A 16,271-nucleotide genomic window follows, 5' to 3' on the forward strand; every position below is an offset into this window, starting at 1 on the left:
CTGCAGGCCAAGGCAGAATCGGGCAGCAGTTTCTGCCGGGTCTTGAGTTGGCTAAGTGGGAGATAGGCAGATATGGACCTTCAGCGGCGGTCGAGCGTAAGCCCTGTGGGCGTGCCCCCGGACGGGCTACCGAGAGTCTTCTTCTTGTGCTTTTTACTTCGGGAAGTCGTGGGCGTTGCCGCTGCTGTTGCCGCGCCGGACGCGGCCAACGGGAAAAAGGTAACGGGGCGCAGGGGTTCGCCCGTCGCATGAGAGGGCTGTGGCGTTTGACGGCCAGCTGCCTTGAACAGCTCATTTAAAAAGGCTGCCTGGCCGGCAAGCCTCCCCAGGGTGGCTCTGATCGGCAGGCCTGCATTCTGGTTCAGTGAGGGAAGCGTGTGTGGGGTGATGGCCTGCATGTCTGGGCCTTAAGGGGCTATATAACCTGGTTGAGGCTTAGTGAAGTCGGCTTGACTGGCCCAGTTGCCCGCATGGATGCATTGCGACCATACCCAACAACAGGGCTGTTTTTTTTGCTGACTTCTTCACCGACGCTTCGGATCAATCCTTCAGTGACGGACTTTAGCCGCAACACAACACGCGCATGGTCCCGGATTGTTTCACGCAGGGCATCGGTCAGTTGGCGAAGGTACTTGCGGTCAGGGGACGCTTTGTCTCCCAATTGATATTCATTGACCTTCAACTTTCCGATGGTGTCCTTATATTCGGCCATCAGACGGCTTTTTTCGCCGTGAAGCCGCTTGGCTTCTTGTGGTTTGCGTTCCTTGAGAAGCTCTGTTTCGCGAGCAATCAAATCCTTTAGTTGCACAGTCAGCTTCGCCAGGCGGGCGCTGTGCCCAGAGAGAGTAGGGCGCTCTGCGGGCTGGGGGGCTTCTGGCAATGTTTGATTATCCAGTGGCATGTCAAACCTCCTGCATTTTCAAGAGCTCGCGATAAACCTGATCGGCAATACCGATGCCGCCTTGCTTGGCGATGGCCTTGCCGGCTTCGGTCACAAACATCGAACGGTACATGCCTTCGGCGTGACCGCCGCCCATCGGGCCATCGGTCGGAATTGTTTCGAACATTGGGCCAAGCATCTGGGCAATGAAAACAGCTTCGAACTGTTCAGCCGCTTCCCGGGCTGCGCGTTTGGTCGCGTCAGACGATCCGGCATTCTGGAGGCCTGCTTTTGCGGCGCCGATCTGGGCGTCGATGGCTTGTGCCTGAGCTGTATCTACGGAAACGACTTGCATTACATCACCTGTATTTCGGCTTGCATTGCACCCGCGGCCTTGATGGCCTGCAGGATGGAAATCATGTCGCGGGGGCCAACGCCCAAGGCGTTCAAGCCGTCCACAAGGTCTTGAAGCGTTACAGCGTTCTCAAGAATGGTCAGCTTCTCTGTGCCGGTTTCTTCCACCGTTACTGAGCTGCGTGGTACCACTTGGGTTTGGCCACCCTGGGCAAAGGCACCAGGTTGGGACACCTGTGGTTCCTCGGAAACGCTAATGGTCAGGTTGCCTTGTGCAATGGCCACGGAATTGATCCGAACCTCCGCGCCCATAACGATAATGCCTGTCCGTTCGTCGATGATTACGCGGGCTTTCTGGTCTGGCTTGATCGGCAGTTGCTCGATCTGGGTCAGAATGTCCACCAGTGCCAATTCATAGCCGATTGGGCGGTCGATCTGGATCGTAGCCGGGTCGAGCGCACGGGCCATATTGTTCTTGAGCTGGCGGTTGATAGCGCTTGTAACACGCTGGGCTGTTGTCAGGTCCGGGTTGTGGAGCGACAGCTTCACGGAAGTCATGTCAGACAGCTCGAATGGGATTTCACGCTCTACGATGCCGCCGTTTGCGATACGGCCATTTGTTGGTACGCCTTGAACGACGGAGGCAGCCTCGCCCTGTGCGCTGAAACCTGCAACCGCAATGGCGCCTTGGGCCACGGCATAAACTTCACCGTCTGCGCCCATCAGTGGGGTCGCGAGCAGCGTGCCACCCTTGAGATCCTGAGCGTCACCCATAGAGCTTACGTTGACATCGATGCGGTTACCCTGGCGGGAAAAGGCCGGCAGATTGGCGGTTACCATAACTGCGGCAACATTTTCCGGGCGCATGGTCTCGCCTTTGGCGTTCACGCCCAGACGTTCCAGCATCGCAGTCAGGCTTTGTTCAGTGTAAGGAGTGTTCCTGAGCGTGTCGCCCGTACCGTTCAGGCCCACAACGAGGCCGTAACCGATCAACTGGTTCTCACGAATGCCCTCGATAGACACGATATCCTTGATCCGCGAAGATGCATGTGCGGCAGGCATTGCCCCCAGAAAGAGGAAGGCAACCATCAGTGTCAGACCGGTCCGAACTTTCGATTTGCAAAACATGCTTTGGCACCCTTACTGATTCATGTGCGGCCAATTTTGCCGCTTATTTCTATCTCGCCTCCAACAATGCGAATATCGTGCCAATTGAATTGTCTGTTTAACTTGTTGAATTTTAAGGATTTTAATTCTGGGCTATTATTGAATTGGAATTATCTGCCGGTTGGGTGTAGCAATGCTTGCTCATCCGTTCTTCAAGGAATAAATTAGACGCATGAAGATCTCTGGTTCCGGTTCAGTTCAGTCAAAGACGGTCAAAAAGACCTCTCGCAAGGGTGCGAGTGGTGGGTCGGCCTTTGCCAGCGAACTTTCCGGAACAAGAGAGAGTTCCGCATCCGGCGCAGCATCAGGGGCAGGGGCCGCAGGGCCTATAGCTTCCCTTGATGCAGTGATTGCCCTCCAGGGTGTACCGGACGCGACAGAGCGTCGCTCAAAAGGCCTAAAACGTGCTGAAGAGATGCTCGATCTTCTTGAGGAAGTGCGCAAAGGTATTCTTCTGGGGGCCATTCCTGCACCTAAGCTTCGGGGCCTTGCGGATATGGCAAGGAATCAGCGCGGCAAGACAGATGATAAGAAGCTGGATGAAATCCTGGCGGATATCGAGCTCCGGGCCGAAGTTGAGCTGGCAAAACTAGGCGTTTAAAATCAAAGCCTTATTATTTTTTTCCTGTACATCACAAGATCGTTGGTGCGTCCGTTTTTATTACAGCTTGTGCTGTGGGGCGGAAATCATTATATAACCCCCCGAATGTATTGCTCTCGGCCTTCGGGGGAATTCGAGGCGAAGGTCCAGATTTGGTTTGTTAGGGAGTGACAATGACCGAGACGATGACAGCGAAAAAGATCCAGCTGCCAGAAGGATACACACCGTCGCCAGACGAAGAGTTCATGAACCCGCTTCAGCTGGAATATTTCCGCCGCAAGCTGAATGACTGGAAGCAGGACATTCTCAGGGAGTCCGCTGAGACACTGCACAACCTTCAGGAAGACAATCTGCGTGAGCCCGATATTGCAGATCGCGCTTCTTCTGAGACCGACTGGTCGGTTGAACTCCGTACCCGCGACCGTCAGCGCAAGCTGGTGTCAAAAATCGATTCTGCGCTGCGCCGTATCGAAGAGGGCGAATATGGTTACTGTGAAGTAACTGGCGAGCCAATCAGTCTGCGCCGCCTGGACGCCCGTCCGATCGCCACGATGACGATTGAAGCCCAGGAAGCACACGAACGGGCCGAAAAAGTGCACCGCGACGACTAATCATCAGAGATTAGAGAGTTTGAACAAGGGAGCTTTGCGGCTCCCTTTTTATTGCCTGTGGGGGGCAAAAAAAGAGGCCGGTAAACCCCTCGGGGCTTCCGGCCACTGCACTGTATGCAGAATTAAGTTGGCTTTATTTCGGTAAGTAGTTCCTAAGTCCTGCGTTAGACGCCTCCTTGGTTTGGTCAGATTAGAATGGGAAGATGATGTCGTACAGTTGGGTCCCATAACGTGGCTGTTGGACATCGGTTAGCTGGCCTTTGCCCCCGTAGCTAATGCGGGCTTCGGCGATTTGGGTGTGCGAAATGGTGTTCGAACTAGAGATATCCTCAGGACGCACAATCCCGGCAAGAAGCAGTTCGCGCTTCTCGAAATTCACTCGTACTTCCTGGCGGCCCTGGATCACCAGGTTGCCGTTTGGCAGCACTTCGGTAACGATGGCAGCGACCGTGAGGCTGATGGCCTCAGACCGGTTTACGCTGCCGGTTCCTTCGTAAGAGGTTGTTGAGTCAGCATTCACCAGCGAGCCTGGCGTAACGGTCGGAGCACCCTCGCCGCTACCATGAATGGCACTGCCGATTTTCTGTTCAAGGCCCAGGAAGTTGGACAAGCCTGCATCTTCCGCAGTCGCGCGGGAGCGAGAGGTAGAGTTGCCGATCTGGGCGCTGTCGGAAATATCGATATTCACCGTCAGGATGTCTCCGATATTGCCTGCGCGCTGATCCTTGAAGAAAGCGCGGGCGCCGGTGCGCCAAAGCGAGTTTGGCTGATATTTGTCCGGAGTATTGTTTGGCATCGGCAGGCTGATGGAGCGCTGGGCCACAGGCGCCTTGATATCCTTGATTGGCGTCATGTCCGGCGCTTTGCCGATGTTCGAGATCCGATCTGCCGCACCGCACGCCGCGAGGGACGCGAGGGCTGCCGTGAGGGCAATTTTGCGTAAGGCGTTCTTAATCATTACAAGTCTCCGACGTTAGAGGGCGGCAAGCGCAAAGCTGTTGCTCATGACCTTCACAAGGCCGGGGCTGATAACTTTTGCTTCAACGCTTTGTTTGGATTTGATGTTCATGACCCGGATCGTGTCGCCGTCGCCACCGTTTTCCAGGGCGCGACCACTGGCACTCAGGCTCAGGGCACCGCTTTGGATGGTCATGGTAACGAGGCTGCCTTTTGCCACAACTACGGGGGCCATGATGTCATTGACACGCAGAGGTTGGCCGGGTTGAAGCGGGCGGCGGACCGTCTGGCCGACAAGGCTTTGCTGGTCCAGAACAGAATTGCGGTTCAGGCGTTTGGCTGGGTACTGGTTCCAGGCAATATCTTGCGCAGTGATCACTTCACCAGGGGCAATCAGCCGGGTCAGCATCGGTACCAGTCGCACTTCCTGCAGTGTCCCGTTGACCTTCAGCTTCTTGGGTATCGCGCTACCGGTGGGAATCAGCAAGGTTGCGCTGAAGCGGTCCATACGGTCGCTCAAGGTGAAGCGTTCGATTTCAATATCGGCAAGGCTTGCCGTGGTCGGCAGATAGAGGCCACGGTTGCTGCCATATACAGTTACTTCAACATCGTGGGTCAACCCTTGCTGGTTTGCTGCATCCAGCACCAGGTCGTTGAGGTCTGTGAGCGAGAAGGCAACGCCGTCACGCTGGATCATGACAGTGCGCAGGTAATTGGGGCGTTCCCAGTCCAGTCCGAAGTCCTCTGCGATCCGGTCAAGGTCGTAGGAGTTCAGTTTTTCGGCTTCGCCGGGTGCTGGTGCCTGCATGATGATTTCTGCGGCCTTGTCGCCCACGTCATCAAACAGATCCCCCAAGCGGATGACAGCGTCATCCACCATTGGCGCGGCCTTTAGTTCCGCCGCCTCAGCTGGGGCTGCTGTCATCAGCATGGTGCTGAAGGCCAGGGCAGTGATGATTTTTGTGCTACAGTTCCGCATCAGTGTCTCCTATTAGCGCAGGTTATTGGCAGCCTGGAGCATCTCATCTGCGGTCTGGATGACCTTGGAGTTCAGCTCATAGGCGCGCTGCGCCGAAATCATGGAGGTAATTTCACCCACGGCATTCACGTTGGATTGCTCCAGGAAGCCCTGGAATACGGTGCCGTAACCTGGCTGACCAGGGGAAGAGGGCACTGCGGCACCAGACGCCTGGCTTTCCAGGTACAGGTTGCCACCGATGGCCTCAAGGCCAACTTCGTTCGGGAAGATCGCCAGTTCAAGCGTACCTACAACGGCAGGGTTGGTCTGGCCATCCTGTTTTACTGCCACTTCGCCTTGCTCGTTGATGGTAACGTCAATGGCATCCTGCGGGATGTTAATGGCAGGCTGCACCGCGTACCCTTCAGGGGTCACGAGCTGGCCGTTTTGGTCAATCTGGAACGAGCCAGCGCGGGTATAGGCATCCTGGCCGTCTGGCAGTTGGATGTGGAAGAACCCGCGGCCGTTGATCGCGATATCGAACATGTTGCCGGTGTTCTGCAGGCTGCCCTGATCGGTAATACGGTATACGCCAGCGGTACGGACGCCCACGCCGACCTGAATGCCGCTTGGGACAACGGTGCCGGCGTCGGAGGAGTTCGCACCCACGCGTTCGATGTTCTGGTACAGAAGGTCTTGAAACTCGGCGCGGCCGCGTTTGAAACCTGTGGTGTTCATGTTGGCGATGTTGTTCGAGATAACATCGATATTCAACTGCTGGGCCAACATGCCTGTTGCTGCTGTGCTAAGTGCTTTCATCGTTCTATCCTTTCCTCATTGATCCTGGCTATTTCACTTGAGCCAGGCGGTTGAGGGAATCCTTCCGCATCTCTTCAATGCCGCCTGATTGCTTGCTGGCGTTTTCATAAGCCCGCATCACGTCAATCATTTCGACCATGGATTCGATGGGATTCACATTTGACCCTTCATACGCTTTTTGGCGGATGGTAAATTCGGTCATGTTTTCTGGTGGCTGAGGCGCCTGGTCAGTCTCATACAGAGAATTCCCGCGGCGTTTCATGTTTTGCTCGTTGGCAAAAGACACGATGCCAAGCTTGCCTCTTTCCCCATTGTTGGTGGAAATCGAACCGTCTGTAGCAATGCTGATATCGATGTCGTCTTCGTCAAACTGAATGGCCTGGCCGTTTTCGTCCAGGATCTTCTCACCTGAGAGCAACGTCAGATTTCTTTCGGAATCAAGGGTCATCCGGCCGTTTCGCGTGTAAACGGTCTGGCCGTCGCCACCTTGAACAGAAAGGTAGGCACGCCCATTAATAAAGATATCAAGTGGGTTGCTCGTTGGGATCATTGTCCCGGCTTCCAGGTTCCGGACAACGCCATGGTCCATAACCGTGGCGATTTTGCCGCCGACCGTACCGGCCGCGCCTGGAGCGTCAATCAAGTGTTGACGAAAGACAGATCTTTCTTTGTTGAAGGCTGCCGTCGACATATTTGCGATATTATGTGCAACAACATCCATGCGCCTTTTCAGCGCGCTTCTATGAGCCAACCCGACAAACAGTGCGGTATCCATAACTTTTCTCCTGCATTCGCAGTTTGCTGCTTTTCGCAGTTATCGTTTGCCGAGATAAAAGCATGAACTGTGCCAATATTTTTTATTGTTTCAAATCAATGGTTTATTTTATTTTTTGAAAATGTCTGGATGGTGGAGGAGCATGTTTTGCCCACAGGATTTGCCCAGGTGGGAAAGAAAAGCCCGCTGCAGTGGTGATATTTTTCTCAGCTTTTCCGCCGGATTTCTTTACGACTATTTCACGGCTTGTTAACTATGTATCAATAAAGATAAAGTCGAAATGATTTCGAATGGGCGCGTCCCATATCAGGCACTCAAGAGGTATTGATCGCTTATGTCCGACGGAATGGAAGAAGCGCTGGGTGAAGCCGAGCTTGTCGAAGGACTTGAACGGAAGAAGGTCAGTGGCAAGAAGGTTGTCATTATTATAGCCGGGCTCGTTGTGGCTTTGCTCACTGCAATTGGTGCAGTGACCCTGTTCGGAGGCGGTGACGATGTGGACCCCGAGGATGAAGCTCTGGAGCAAATGGCAGAGGAAGCTGCAGCCAAACGTGAAAATGAGCAGCTTGAAGAGGATCAACCAGCGGAAAAACTGAAGCTGCTGTTCGTCGATTTGCCGGAACAGTTATATAACCTGAATACCGGCGGGCAGGGCACAAGTTTCTTGCGTGTACGCATCGCCCTCGAGATCGACCGGGAAAGCTACCGCACGGATATTGAAGCCAAGATGCCCCGTATTCTCGATGAATTTAATGCCTACATGCGCGAACTGCGGCCGGAAGATCTGGCTGGAGCTGCAGGCATTTTCCGCCTGAAGGAAGAATTATTGATGCGGATCAATCAGGCTGTAGCGCCAACGCGTGTCAAGGATGTGTTGTTCCAAGAATTCCTGGTGCAGGGTAGCTGACCGCTTCGGGGGACACCTCTGGGTGAAAGAGTAAGGTAAAAGATGGCCGACGACGAAGAAATTGACGACGAAGCAGTTGCTGCAGAGTGGGCCGCCATGGCCGGCGGCGATGGTGACGACGAAGATGATGCGCCCGACCAGGACGAAATGGCAGCTGAGTGGGAAGCCATGGCCGCCGGCGGTGGCGATGACGACGATGATGACGGCTCAGGCCCGTCCCCGGGTCGTGTTCTCGACCAGGACGAAATCGACAGCCTGCTCGGATTTGATGGGGACGGCGATTCCGGTGAGATGACAGGTATCCACGCGCTTATCAATAGTGCGCTGGTTTCCTATGAACGCCTTCCGATGCTGGATATCATTTTCGACCGTATGGTCCGCATGATGTCCACAAGCCTACGGAATTTCACCTCTGACAACATCGAAGTGTCGCTCGACAATATTACGTCGGTTCGTTTCGGTGACTATCTCAACTCGATCCCGCTGCCGGCGATGCTTGCTGTGTTCCGTGCCGAAGAGTGGGATAACTATGGTTTGATGACAATCGATAGTAGCCTGATCTACTCAATCGTGGACGTGCTGCTGGGCGGTCGGCGGGGCACGGCAGCAATGCGGATCGAAGGGCGCCCCTACACCACAATCGAACAGACGCTTGTGGAACGGATGATTTCTGTGGTTCTCAAGGATATGTGTGGCGCATTCGAACCCCTTAGTCCTGTGAACTTTACCTTCGACCGGCTAGAGACAAACCCACGTTTCGCGACCATCGCCAGACCGCCGAACGCGGCGATCCTGATCAAGCTTCGCGTAGATATGGAAGACCGTGGCGGGCGCCTTGAAGTGCTGTTCCCATATGCAACGCTTGAACCCGTTCGCGAACTGCTGCTGCAGCGGTTCATGGGTGAGAAATTTGGTCGTGACAGCATTTGGGAAACCCACTTGGCTACCGAACTGTGGCGGGCAGATGTTGATTTGCAGGCCATTATGGACGAGACCACCATGTCACTTCGTGACGTCATGAATTTTGAGGTCGGGCAGACCATTCTTTTTAACAAGAGCCCGAACGATGAAGTTGTGCTAAAATGCGGTGAAGTGCCGATGGTTAGCGGTGCAATTGGTCGGGCTGGTCAGCATGTCGCGGTACAGATACGGCAAACCGCTGAACGTCTGCATGTTGATGACGACAATAACCCCGGAAGCTATTGATGCAGATCGTACCTGAAATGATTGTCGATGGTGTGCTTGCGATCCTGCTGATTGCGGCGATTGTGGTTTCGACCATTGTGTACAGGCGTTTGTCGACGATACGTGAAGGGCAGGAACAGTTGCGTCAACTGGTTGACAGCCTGAACAATGCTGTTGTTGATGCGCAGCGTAGTGTCGGAAATATCCGCCAGGCCGCGCTGGATGCTGACGAAAAACTGGAATCCCAAATCAAGCGGGCCAAAAACATGGCCGAAGAATTGAGCATGATTTCAGAGGCTGGCAACAATCTTGCTGACAGAATTGAGAAGGGCCTGACTGGCGGAAAAACGCCGGCGTCAGGAAAGGCTACTGCTGAATCTGAAGAGCCGAAGGCAAACAAGAAACAGCAGCAGGAAATTTTGGCAGCTCTGCGTGAAGCGCGTTGATGCGGTCGGTGTATGAGTGTGAGGCAGTAAAATGAGTGGTGCGATATACAGTCGGGTTCGTTTGTTCCCATTGCTTATTATTTTCGCCGTGTTTGCGCTGGGGCTGCGTGGTGTCAGCCTTTATTCAGGGTATGACCTGATGGTCGCATCAGCCCAGGACCAGGGCGGAGAACAGACTGATACTGCCGAAGCTTCGGATACGGATTCTGATGGCTCAGGGTCCGCCGCGACTGCCGCTGCCGCGCCACCAATCATCGGCCTGCCAAGTACAGAAGAAATGGAATTGATTACCCAGTTGCGCCAGCGCCGCGAGGACCTGGAGGCACGGGAACAACAGCTTGATCTTCAGGAGCAGCTTCTGGCGAGCACTGAAAAGCGGATCAATGACAAGATCGTTCAGCTGCAGGAGCTTGAGGTGCAGATCAAGAAGCATTTGCGCCTGTTTGAAGAAGTAGAAGAAAAGCAGTTGGATTCCATTGTTGCGGTTTATGAAAAGATGAAGCCAAAGGATGCCGCACCGCGCTTTGAGGCGCTGGCGCTGCAGACACAGGTTGACCTTGTGACCCGGATGAAGCCGGCAAAGGTTGCAGCCCTGATGGAAAATATGTCGCCACAGAAGGCATCGATTTTGACGACGGAGCTTGCCACACAGGTTCAGCCTCCGAATATCGACGAAGTAAGGGGTGGCGGACGTTAAGAGGGAGACGGGCGGTATATGGGAGTAGCCGCCTTTCTTGAGTTTAAGTGGGGCCAGGAGTAGCGGAATGGGAAAACAGGCAACGGTCGTGAGTTTGGAAGACCGCGCAGCATCGCTTCGGGAAGACCGCGGCGATAACATTGCAATTGATGAAATAACACATGTGGTTGGCAGCCTGGTCAAAGGCACTACCCATGATGACGATATTGACCGTGTGGCAGCAGAGTTGCGCGAGCTCCTGGAATATATCGGGGCGGCTAAAAGCGAACTTGTTGAGATGCAGCCTAAATCCCTTTCGAACAGGGATATCCCGGATGCAGGCGAACAGTTGGACGCCATCGTAAAATCGACAGAAGATGCTGCCGAAGCCATTATGGATGCCGCAGATGCCGTTGGGCAGATCGCGGAAGAAGTTGAAGATGAAGTTGGTGGCCGATTGGCGCAAATCTCTACAGATCTTTTCCAGGCTTCCAGTTTTCAGGACCTTACTGGGCAGCGCATCACCAAAGTGACCCGTACGCTGGCCCATCTGGAAGAGCGCCTGAACGCGCTTGCCGATGCGATCGGTGATGATTATGTGGCGCCTGACCCAGAGGAAGAGATCCAACGTGATGACGAAGGCCTTGTGCAGGATGAAACCGATCTGTTGCATGGCCCGCAGCTTGAGGGCGAGGGCAATAGCCAGGCTGAGATCGATGCCATCTTGGCGAGCTTCGACTGACGCGTGGCATAGCTAGAGAGCATATGTTCAGCGAGGAGAAAGAGAGCAAACGGATATTCGGGGCAGACAACACAATGGGGTTGTTTGTTGCACTTTATCTTATTCTGTTGGCTTTCTTCATCATTCTGACAGCCCTTTCCACCCATACCGCTGCGCGGGGATCATTGGCCATGGAAAGCGTGAACAAGACTTTCACGCGCGCAGGGCAGTCCCAGACAGAGGATATCGACCCAAGGGCAAGCACGGCTGCGGCAGAGGACCCGGTTTTGAAGGCCATCCAGCAGCGTTTTTTTTCCGAACTTGATATTCCGGGGCGCTTCTCCGAAGCAGGTGGCCGGGCATTTGAAATCCAGTTTCCTGAGAGCTATCTGTTTGAACCCGGTGCGATCAATATGAGGCGCGATATGTCGCCCTTCATGGACCAGATCATCGCGGCTCTTGCGGATGTCAGTAGCGGCGGACGTCAGGAAGTGGCGTTTTTGTTCGGCACAGGGGGAGGCGCTGTGGCCAGAGAACTGACCCGTACCCAGGAAATCGCAGTTCGCCGTGCGGGGTCGCTGGCCCGCTATCTGCAGACCTCCGGACTGGAACGTGATGTGTTTACGACTGGCTTCGTTGGCATCCCGGAAGGTGAAATCCTTGCTATCTTCAGTCGGACGTTTGACCGGAATGAGCGCAGCAAGCTGGGCGAGGGCAGAGGGCGCAATGGCAACTAAATTTCCATTCGGTCGAGGGTCCGCCAAATACGTACCGGGAAACGCCTGGATGCTGACCTTTGCGGACTTGTTATCGCTTCTGCTAACTTTCTTCGTTCTGGTTTTCTCCATGAACACCATTCGGTTTGAAAACTGGCAGGCTGTCGTGCGAACGATGAGTGACGAGTTCAATCCAAACCGGCCGGCGATCAGCCCAACGGAACATCAAGACCCGCCGTCGGTTCTGAAATCAAAGCCAAAAGGGCTGAACCCTGCCTATCTTGAGGCGATTGTTTCTCAGCGCTTTGCGCAGATCCCGCTCTTTGAGAACGGTCAGGTTTGGCGGAAGGAAGGCAAAGTGATTATGTCTATTCCTGCCAGCTTGATGTTCGAACGCAAAGACGCGATCCCGAATGAGGCAGGCGTACATGCGCTTCGGGATTTGGCTGGTGTTCTGATCCAGTTGCGGAACAAAATCCAGGTTGCCGGCCACACCGACCAGTCGCCAGTTGCAAACCAGCTTTATCGGTCGAACTGGGAACTCTCACTTACTCGGGCCCGGGTTGTGGCAGGGATACTTTCCGACGCGGGGTACAGGGAGCCGATGGCGGTGCTGGGCTATGCCGATACACGGTACAATCAATTACCCGGTAGCCTTACCCAGCAGAGGCGCTATGATCTGGCCGAACGCATTGATATAATTATAATTGATGAACGACGGGATAGAGGACTGTATGACCTTTTCTAAGTGGCGATATCTTTCCGGAGCTGCAGTGGTTGCGTTCGCTACCGCTTGCTTGGCTCCGCTGCCTGTCGCGGCTTTGCAAACCGTGCCTGTACAGGGCGCGCAACAGGCCACATTCGCCCGATTGGCTTTTGCGATTCCAGAGGCTGTCGCATACTCTGTCGAGCATCAAGGTACAGAAGTCAGTGTAACAGCTGAGGGAGACATTAGCTTCGATCTGAGCCAGATTGACGGTAGTCAGTTGCGTCAGGTTCGTAATCCCCGGACCAATAGTGCTTCCGGGCAGACTATCGTTACGTTCACTGTGCCTGAAGATGCCAATGTTCGTCACTTTCGGTCGGGCCAATTCCTCGTTGTGGACGTCTATTCGGAAAATATTGTGGCGGAAGGGGCGCCGCAGCCTGTTGCTCAGCCGCAAACCCAAGTTCCGGCCCAGGCTGACGCGCAATCAGAAACGGCTGATGTGTCGCAACCAGTGAGCCAGCAGCCCACATCCGATACACCGGGTGGTGCAGATGGTTCGGATAACGCTACAGCTGGCGATAGCCCGGAAGGCGGGCAAGAATCGGAAGCTGCAGGTACGCAGCCTGCGCAGGAACCGGTGAGCGGGGTAGATTCCAGTGAGCCGCAGGAAGATGAAGCGGACGCGCGCCTCGGCTCAGACGATGGCGTGACCCGGGATATCACTGCGGCGGAACCTGAGGCGGATAACACAAATGATTCCGATCCGGTCGCTACCACAAACACCAACGTGACGGATGTGGTGCCGGAAAACCGCGTTCCTATGCCGCCGCAGCAGAATGTGACCGTAACGGGCTCTGAGCCTGAAGGGGAGCCTGTGCCGGTATCGGTGTCGGCAATTGAAAATGGTATCAAGCTACGCTTCCAGACACCAGAAGGTGTTGCGGCTGCGGCCTTTGAGCGTGGTGGTTTTCTTTGGCTGGTGTTTGATCGCCAGCTTGGGGTCCGGATGGGCGGACTTCGAGCCAATGCAGCACTTGTGGGGCCGCGCATTCGAAATATTGAACTGGTGCAGCACAGGGATGCGCTTGTTATGCGGCTCAGTATCCGGACGGATCAGAGCACCGTGGTGGAAAAAGACCGAAATGATTGGTTGGTTTCCCTGAAAGACACGCCCGCCAAGCCGCGCTTCCCGCTTGTGCCTGAGCGTCAAACAGAAGGAACGCAGGGGCAGCAAATTCACATTCCTGCGACAGACCTTGGCCGTAAGATCGAAGTGGAAGACCCGGCTGTGGGGGACCTGCTCGTAGTTGTGCCAACACTTCTTGAAGGCCGTGGGTTGCCACAACAATATAGCTATGCTTCGTCTGAAGTACTGGAAACATCCCAGGGTATTGTCGTGGTGCCGCTGTCGGATTTCGTGACAGTGGAGCGTTTTGCCGACGGGGTTACCATTCGCTCTGCCGGCAATGACATTCTGTCCGCGTCGAAACTGTCTCGCGGTACTGGCATTGGCGACCAGCTAACAGGCAACTTCAACCGCCTGATCGATTTCAAGGCCTGGCGGATCGGCAATGACTGGGAATACCGCAAGAACAAAAGCCGGCTTCTATATGAACTTTCGTTGCGTCCGGCGAGTGACCGCAATGAAGTGCGCTGGAAACTGGCGCGCTATTTCCTGGCCCATGGTCGGGGTGAGGAAGCTTTGGGCATTATGGAGCGCATGCTCGACGAAGACCCGCTGCTGACTGAAAACAGCGAATATCTGGCCGTCCGTGGCGTTGCGAACTTCAAGGCAGGCAGGCTAGATGAAGCCGCCGCAGATCTTTCGGCGCGGGGGCTGGAGGCCGAACAGGACGCCGAATTGTGGCGTGCGCTCGTTGCGGAAGCGCGCGGCAATTATGAACAGGCGCTTGAGCACTATCGCCGCGGCAAGGATGTCATGGGGACCTATGACGATTATGACCGAGCAGAAATTCAGTTGGCGGTTATTCGTTCCTCCCTTGCGCTTGGCAATATAGAGCAAGCGCAGCGTGAGCTGGACCTTCTGAATGGCCTTTCACTAACAAGTGAACAGATATCTGAGTCCGTTTTCCAGAGCGCCAGGATTGCAGAACGCCAAGGGCAACTGGATATGGCGCTGGCTCAGTATGATGACCTTTCAGACGTGCCGCAGCGCTGGATTGCGGCCCGTGCCCGGTATGCCCGGATCAAATATAGCCTGCGGATGAATGACATCACGCAACAGGACGGCATCGACCAGCTTGAGCGCCTTCGCTATGCGTGGCGTGGCAACAGGTTTGAAATTCAGCTACTTGACGATCTGGCCGATCTTTATTTTCAGACAAAGCAATATCGCTTGGGGCTTGAAACCCTGCGTCAGGGTATTTCCTATTTTCCTGACCTTGCCTCGGAACGCCAGATGATCAGCCGTTCAAGCCAGGTGTTCCGTCAGCTTTTCCTTGATGGTGACGCTGATGATATGACACCAATCTCTGCGATCAGCCTCTATTACGACTTCCGAGATCTAACCCCACTGGGTAATGACGGTGACCTGATGATCCGCCGCCTTGCATCCCGGCTTGTTTCAGTTGATCTGCTGGACCGCGCCGCGGAACTGCTGGAATATCAGGTGCGGGTGCGTACCGAAGGGGCCGCCCGCGCTGCGATTGCGGCTCGATTGGCCCAGATACATATTCTTGATGAGAAGCCGGAACAGGCCCTGCAAATATTGCGCGGCACTCGAGAGCCAAGGTTGCCGCAGGATATTGAAGCTTCGCGGCGCCATGTAGAGGCCAGGGCACTGATTGAACTGAGCCGCTATGAGGAAGCGGAAGTGGTTCTGGATGGTGATCGCAGCAACACTGCGGAATATCTGCGCGCTGACATTTACTGGGGCGATAAGAACTGGCCTCAGCTAGCATCAACGGTGCGGCGCGTTCTCGGCGACGGCTGGCGGCGCAATGAGGCCCTGAACGATAAACAGCGCCTCAATCTGATTCGCCTGACGATTGCGCTTACCTTCACCGAGGATCGGGCAGGGCTGATTGAAATGCGCCGCCGCTATGGCCAGCAGATGCGCGAGGGCGATTTCGCCAATGCTTTCGAACTGCTGACGAACGATCAGGAGCTTTCTGGCCGTGAACTGGGCGCAATTGCCAGCCAGATCGCCAGCGTGGAAAAGTTGCAGTCCTTTATGAGGGAATATCGGAACGATTTCTCCGGCGGCTGATGCAGCTTGAGGGATGTCAAGCGGGTGCCTCGCGCTGCTGTGAGCTGACAGTGAGTTGACCAAAGCGCTTTCAGGATAATTTAAAAAGAAGATAGCAGGAAACAGCCATGTTACCGGTGTGGGTTAGGGCTCTCGCCTCTCTCACCAAAGCGTGATGCTCATATTATTTCAATTTGCTGCACCGTTCGGTGATTATGGTGCGGCGAGGGCAGGCAAAGATGCAGCCCGGATGAATTTATGACGACTAACAAAGGGAAGTTGACTATGAAACTGAATCGTTTCGCAAAATCCGCAGTAATCACAACCAGCGCAGCCGCATTTGCTTTGGCTGCAGCTTCTGGTGTCGCAACAGCTGACGACAAGAAGGGCAAGAAAGAAAAATGCTACGGCGTGGTGGCCAAAGGTATGAACGATTGCCAGACATCTGCCCATAGCTGTGCAGGCCAGGCAAAGATGGACAACCATCCGGAAGAATGGATTTTCGTACCTGCCGGCATGTGTGATCGCCTTGCAGGTGGTTCCAAAGAGCCCAAGCGTTCCTAATTATTCTTCTGCTGGCG

Annotated in this window: 18 protein-coding genes; 11 read left to right on the forward strand and 7 right to left on the reverse strand. The window is 54.8% G+C overall.

Annotated elements, in window-relative coordinates; genetic code table 11:
• Window positions 1-415: 415 nt before the first annotated feature.
• Genes KORM41_RS04095 through KORM41_RS04105 form a run of 3 tightly spaced genes read right to left on the reverse strand, consistent with a single transcriptional unit; the run spans window position 416 to window position 2,362 of the window.
• On the reverse strand, window positions 416-901 hold the full coding sequence (locus KORM41_RS04095; protein ID WP_068144951.1) for a hypothetical protein: 486 nt from the start codon (window positions 899-901) through the stop codon (window positions 416-418).
• Between the two features lies 1 nt (window position 902).
• Window positions 903-1,235, reverse strand: coding sequence for a rod-binding protein (locus tag KORM41_RS04100; protein WP_082719736.1), 333 nt, complete (start codon window positions 1,233-1,235; stop codon window positions 903-905).
• Window positions 1,235-2,362, reverse strand: coding sequence for a flagellar basal body P-ring protein FlgI (locus tag KORM41_RS04105; protein WP_068144955.1), 1,128 nt, complete (start codon window positions 2,360-2,362; stop codon window positions 1,235-1,237). The genes KORM41_RS04100 and KORM41_RS04105 overlap by 1 nt, the downstream gene beginning before the upstream one ends.
• A gap of 211 nt (window positions 2,363-2,573) precedes the next feature.
• On the opposite strand from KORM41_RS04105, the gene KORM41_RS21495 reads away from it, so the two are divergent.
• Both KORM41_RS21495 and dksA read left to right on the forward strand, forming a co-directional pair.
• Window positions 2,574-3,002: a flagellar assembly protein FliX gene (locus KORM41_RS21495; RefSeq protein WP_082719737.1), complete on the forward strand. Its 429-nt coding sequence runs from the start codon at window positions 2,574-2,576 to the stop codon at window positions 3,000-3,002.
• A gap of 173 nt (window positions 3,003-3,175) precedes the next feature.
• Window positions 3,176-3,613, forward strand: coding sequence for an RNA polymerase-binding protein DksA (gene dksA, locus KORM41_RS04115; protein ID WP_068144960.1), 438 nt, complete (start codon window positions 3,176-3,178; stop codon window positions 3,611-3,613).
• Window positions 3,614-3,803: 190 nt separating this feature from the next.
• Here the strand turns inward: dksA and flgH are convergent, their stop codons facing one another.
• Genes flgH through KORM41_RS04135 form a run of 4 tightly spaced genes read right to left on the reverse strand, consistent with a single transcriptional unit; the run spans window position 3,804 to window position 7,122 of the window.
• Window positions 3,804-4,571, reverse strand: a complete 768-nt coding sequence (gene flgH / locus KORM41_RS04120) for a flagellar basal body L-ring protein FlgH (protein ID WP_068144963.1) — start codon at window positions 4,569-4,571, stop codon at window positions 3,804-3,806.
• Window positions 4,572-4,586: 15 nt separating this feature from the next.
• Window positions 4,587-5,549 carry a flagellar basal body P-ring formation chaperone FlgA gene (gene flgA, locus KORM41_RS04125; RefSeq protein ID WP_068144965.1) on the reverse strand — a complete coding sequence of 321 codons (963 nt, stop codon included), beginning with the start codon at window positions 5,547-5,549 and terminating at the stop codon, window positions 4,587-4,589.
• Between the two features lie 12 nt (window positions 5,550-5,561).
• Complete coding sequence (gene flgG, locus KORM41_RS04130; protein WP_068144968.1) at window positions 5,562-6,347, reverse strand: flagellar basal-body rod protein FlgG; 786 nt, start codon at window positions 6,345-6,347, stop codon at window positions 5,562-5,564.
• 28 nt (window positions 6,348-6,375) lie between these two features.
• On the reverse strand, window positions 6,376-7,122 hold the full coding sequence (locus tag KORM41_RS04135; RefSeq protein ID WP_068144973.1) for a flagellar hook-basal body protein: 747 nt from the start codon (window positions 7,120-7,122) through the stop codon (window positions 6,376-6,378).
• A 334-nt stretch (window positions 7,123-7,456) separates the two neighbouring features.
• Here KORM41_RS04135 and KORM41_RS04140 point away from each other — a divergent pair, with 334 nt between their 5' ends.
• From KORM41_RS04140 to KORM41_RS04180, 9 genes are all read left to right on the forward strand, one after another.
• A complete protein-coding gene (locus tag KORM41_RS04140) occupies window positions 7,457-8,029 on the forward strand; it encodes a flagellar basal body-associated FliL family protein (protein WP_082719738.1) in 573 nt (190 codons plus the stop codon).
• A gap of 42 nt (window positions 8,030-8,071) precedes the next feature.
• Window positions 8,072-9,235: a flagellar motor switch protein FliM gene (gene fliM, locus KORM41_RS04145; RefSeq protein ID WP_068144979.1), complete on the forward strand. Its 1,164-nt coding sequence runs from the start codon at window positions 8,072-8,074 to the stop codon at window positions 9,233-9,235.
• Window positions 9,235-9,660 carry a DUF6468 domain-containing protein gene (locus KORM41_RS04150; RefSeq protein ID WP_068144981.1) on the forward strand — a complete coding sequence of 142 codons (426 nt, stop codon included), beginning with the start codon at window positions 9,235-9,237 and terminating at the stop codon, window positions 9,658-9,660. The genes fliM and KORM41_RS04150 overlap by 1 nt, the downstream gene beginning before the upstream one ends.
• Before the next feature lie 31 nt (window positions 9,661-9,691).
• Window positions 9,692-10,357 carry a MotE family protein gene (locus tag KORM41_RS04155; RefSeq protein ID WP_156431889.1) on the forward strand — a complete coding sequence of 222 codons (666 nt, stop codon included), beginning with the start codon at window positions 9,692-9,694 and terminating at the stop codon, window positions 10,355-10,357.
• A 67-nt stretch (window positions 10,358-10,424) separates the two neighbouring features.
• The gene (locus KORM41_RS04160) at window positions 10,425-11,078 is read left to right on the forward strand and encodes a protein phosphatase CheZ (protein WP_068144989.1); all 654 of its coding nucleotides are present in this window, start codon (window positions 10,425-10,427) and stop codon (window positions 11,076-11,078) included.
• A gap of 23 nt (window positions 11,079-11,101) precedes the next feature.
• The gene (locus KORM41_RS21985; protein WP_068144992.1) at window positions 11,102-11,794 is read left to right on the forward strand and encodes a hypothetical protein; all 693 of its coding nucleotides are present in this window, start codon (window positions 11,102-11,104) and stop codon (window positions 11,792-11,794) included.
• Complete coding sequence (locus tag KORM41_RS04170; protein WP_197420956.1) at window positions 11,784-12,521, forward strand: OmpA/MotB family protein; 738 nt, start codon at window positions 11,784-11,786, stop codon at window positions 12,519-12,521. Before KORM41_RS21985 ends, KORM41_RS04170 begins: the two co-directional genes overlap by 11 nt.
• Window positions 12,508-15,711, forward strand: coding sequence for a tetratricopeptide repeat protein (locus KORM41_RS04175; RefSeq protein WP_156431890.1), 3,204 nt, complete (start codon window positions 12,508-12,510; stop codon window positions 15,709-15,711). Before KORM41_RS04170 ends, KORM41_RS04175 begins: the two co-directional genes overlap by 14 nt.
• Before the next feature lie 264 nt (window positions 15,712-15,975).
• Complete coding sequence (locus tag KORM41_RS04180) at window positions 15,976-16,254, forward strand: BufA1 family periplasmic bufferin-type metallophore (protein ID WP_068144999.1); 279 nt, start codon at window positions 15,976-15,978, stop codon at window positions 16,252-16,254.
• The last annotated feature ends 17 nt before the right edge of the window (window positions 16,255-16,271 follow it).

The organism is Kordiimonas lipolytica (genome assembly GCF_001550065.1).

Bases quoted from the DNA above. Each gene is read 5' to 3' on its own strand.
- KORM41_RS04160 (WP_068144989.1), top strand. From the start codon at position 10,425: ATGGGAAAACAGGCAACGGTCGTGAGTTTGGAAGACCGCGCAGCATCG.
- KORM41_RS04175 (WP_156431890.1), top strand. From the start codon at position 12,508: ATGACCTTTTCTAAGTGGCGATATCTTTCCGGAGCTGCAGTGGTTGCG.
- KORM41_RS04105 (WP_068144955.1), bottom strand. From the start codon at position 2,362: ATGTTTTGCAAATCGAAAGTTCGGACCGGTCTGACACTGATGGTTGCC.
- KORM41_RS04150 (WP_068144981.1), top strand. From the start codon at position 9,235: ATGCAGATCGTACCTGAAATGATTGTCGATGGTGTGCTTGCGATCCTG.
- fliM (WP_068144979.1), top strand. From the start codon at position 8,072: ATGGCCGACGACGAAGAAATTGACGACGAAGCAGTTGCTGCAGAGTGG.
- KORM41_RS04095 (WP_068144951.1), bottom strand. From the start codon at position 901: ATGCCACTGGATAATCAAACATTGCCAGAAGCCCCCCAGCCCGCAGAG.
- KORM41_RS04140 (WP_082719738.1), top strand. From the start codon at position 7,457: ATGTCCGACGGAATGGAAGAAGCGCTGGGTGAAGCCGAGCTTGTCGAA.
- flgH (WP_068144963.1), bottom strand. From the start codon at position 4,571: ATGATTAAGAACGCCTTACGCAAAATTGCCCTCACGGCAGCCCTCGCG.
- KORM41_RS04135 (WP_068144973.1), bottom strand. From the start codon at position 7,122: ATGGATACCGCACTGTTTGTCGGGTTGGCTCATAGAAGCGCGCTGAAA.
- flgA (WP_068144965.1), bottom strand. From the start codon at position 5,549: ATGCGGAACTGTAGCACAAAAATCATCACTGCCCTGGCCTTCAGCACC.
- KORM41_RS04180 (WP_068144999.1), top strand. From the start codon at position 15,976: ATGAAACTGAATCGTTTCGCAAAATCCGCAGTAATCACAACCAGCGCA.
- KORM41_RS21495 (WP_082719737.1), top strand. From the start codon at position 2,574: ATGAAGATCTCTGGTTCCGGTTCAGTTCAGTCAAAGACGGTCAAAAAG.
- KORM41_RS04100 (WP_082719736.1), bottom strand. From the start codon at position 1,235: ATGCAAGTCGTTTCCGTAGATACAGCTCAGGCACAAGCCATCGACGCC.
- flgG (WP_068144968.1), bottom strand. From the start codon at position 6,347: ATGAAAGCACTTAGCACAGCAGCAACAGGCATGTTGGCCCAGCAGTTG.
- KORM41_RS04170 (WP_197420956.1), top strand. From the start codon at position 11,784: ATGGCAACTAAATTTCCATTCGGTCGAGGGTCCGCCAAATACGTACCG.
- dksA (WP_068144960.1), top strand. From the start codon at position 3,176: ATGACCGAGACGATGACAGCGAAAAAGATCCAGCTGCCAGAAGGATAC.
- KORM41_RS21985 (WP_068144992.1), top strand. From the start codon at position 11,102: ATGTTCAGCGAGGAGAAAGAGAGCAAACGGATATTCGGGGCAGACAAC.
- KORM41_RS04155 (WP_156431889.1), top strand. From the start codon at position 9,692: ATGAGTGGTGCGATATACAGTCGGGTTCGTTTGTTCCCATTGCTTATT.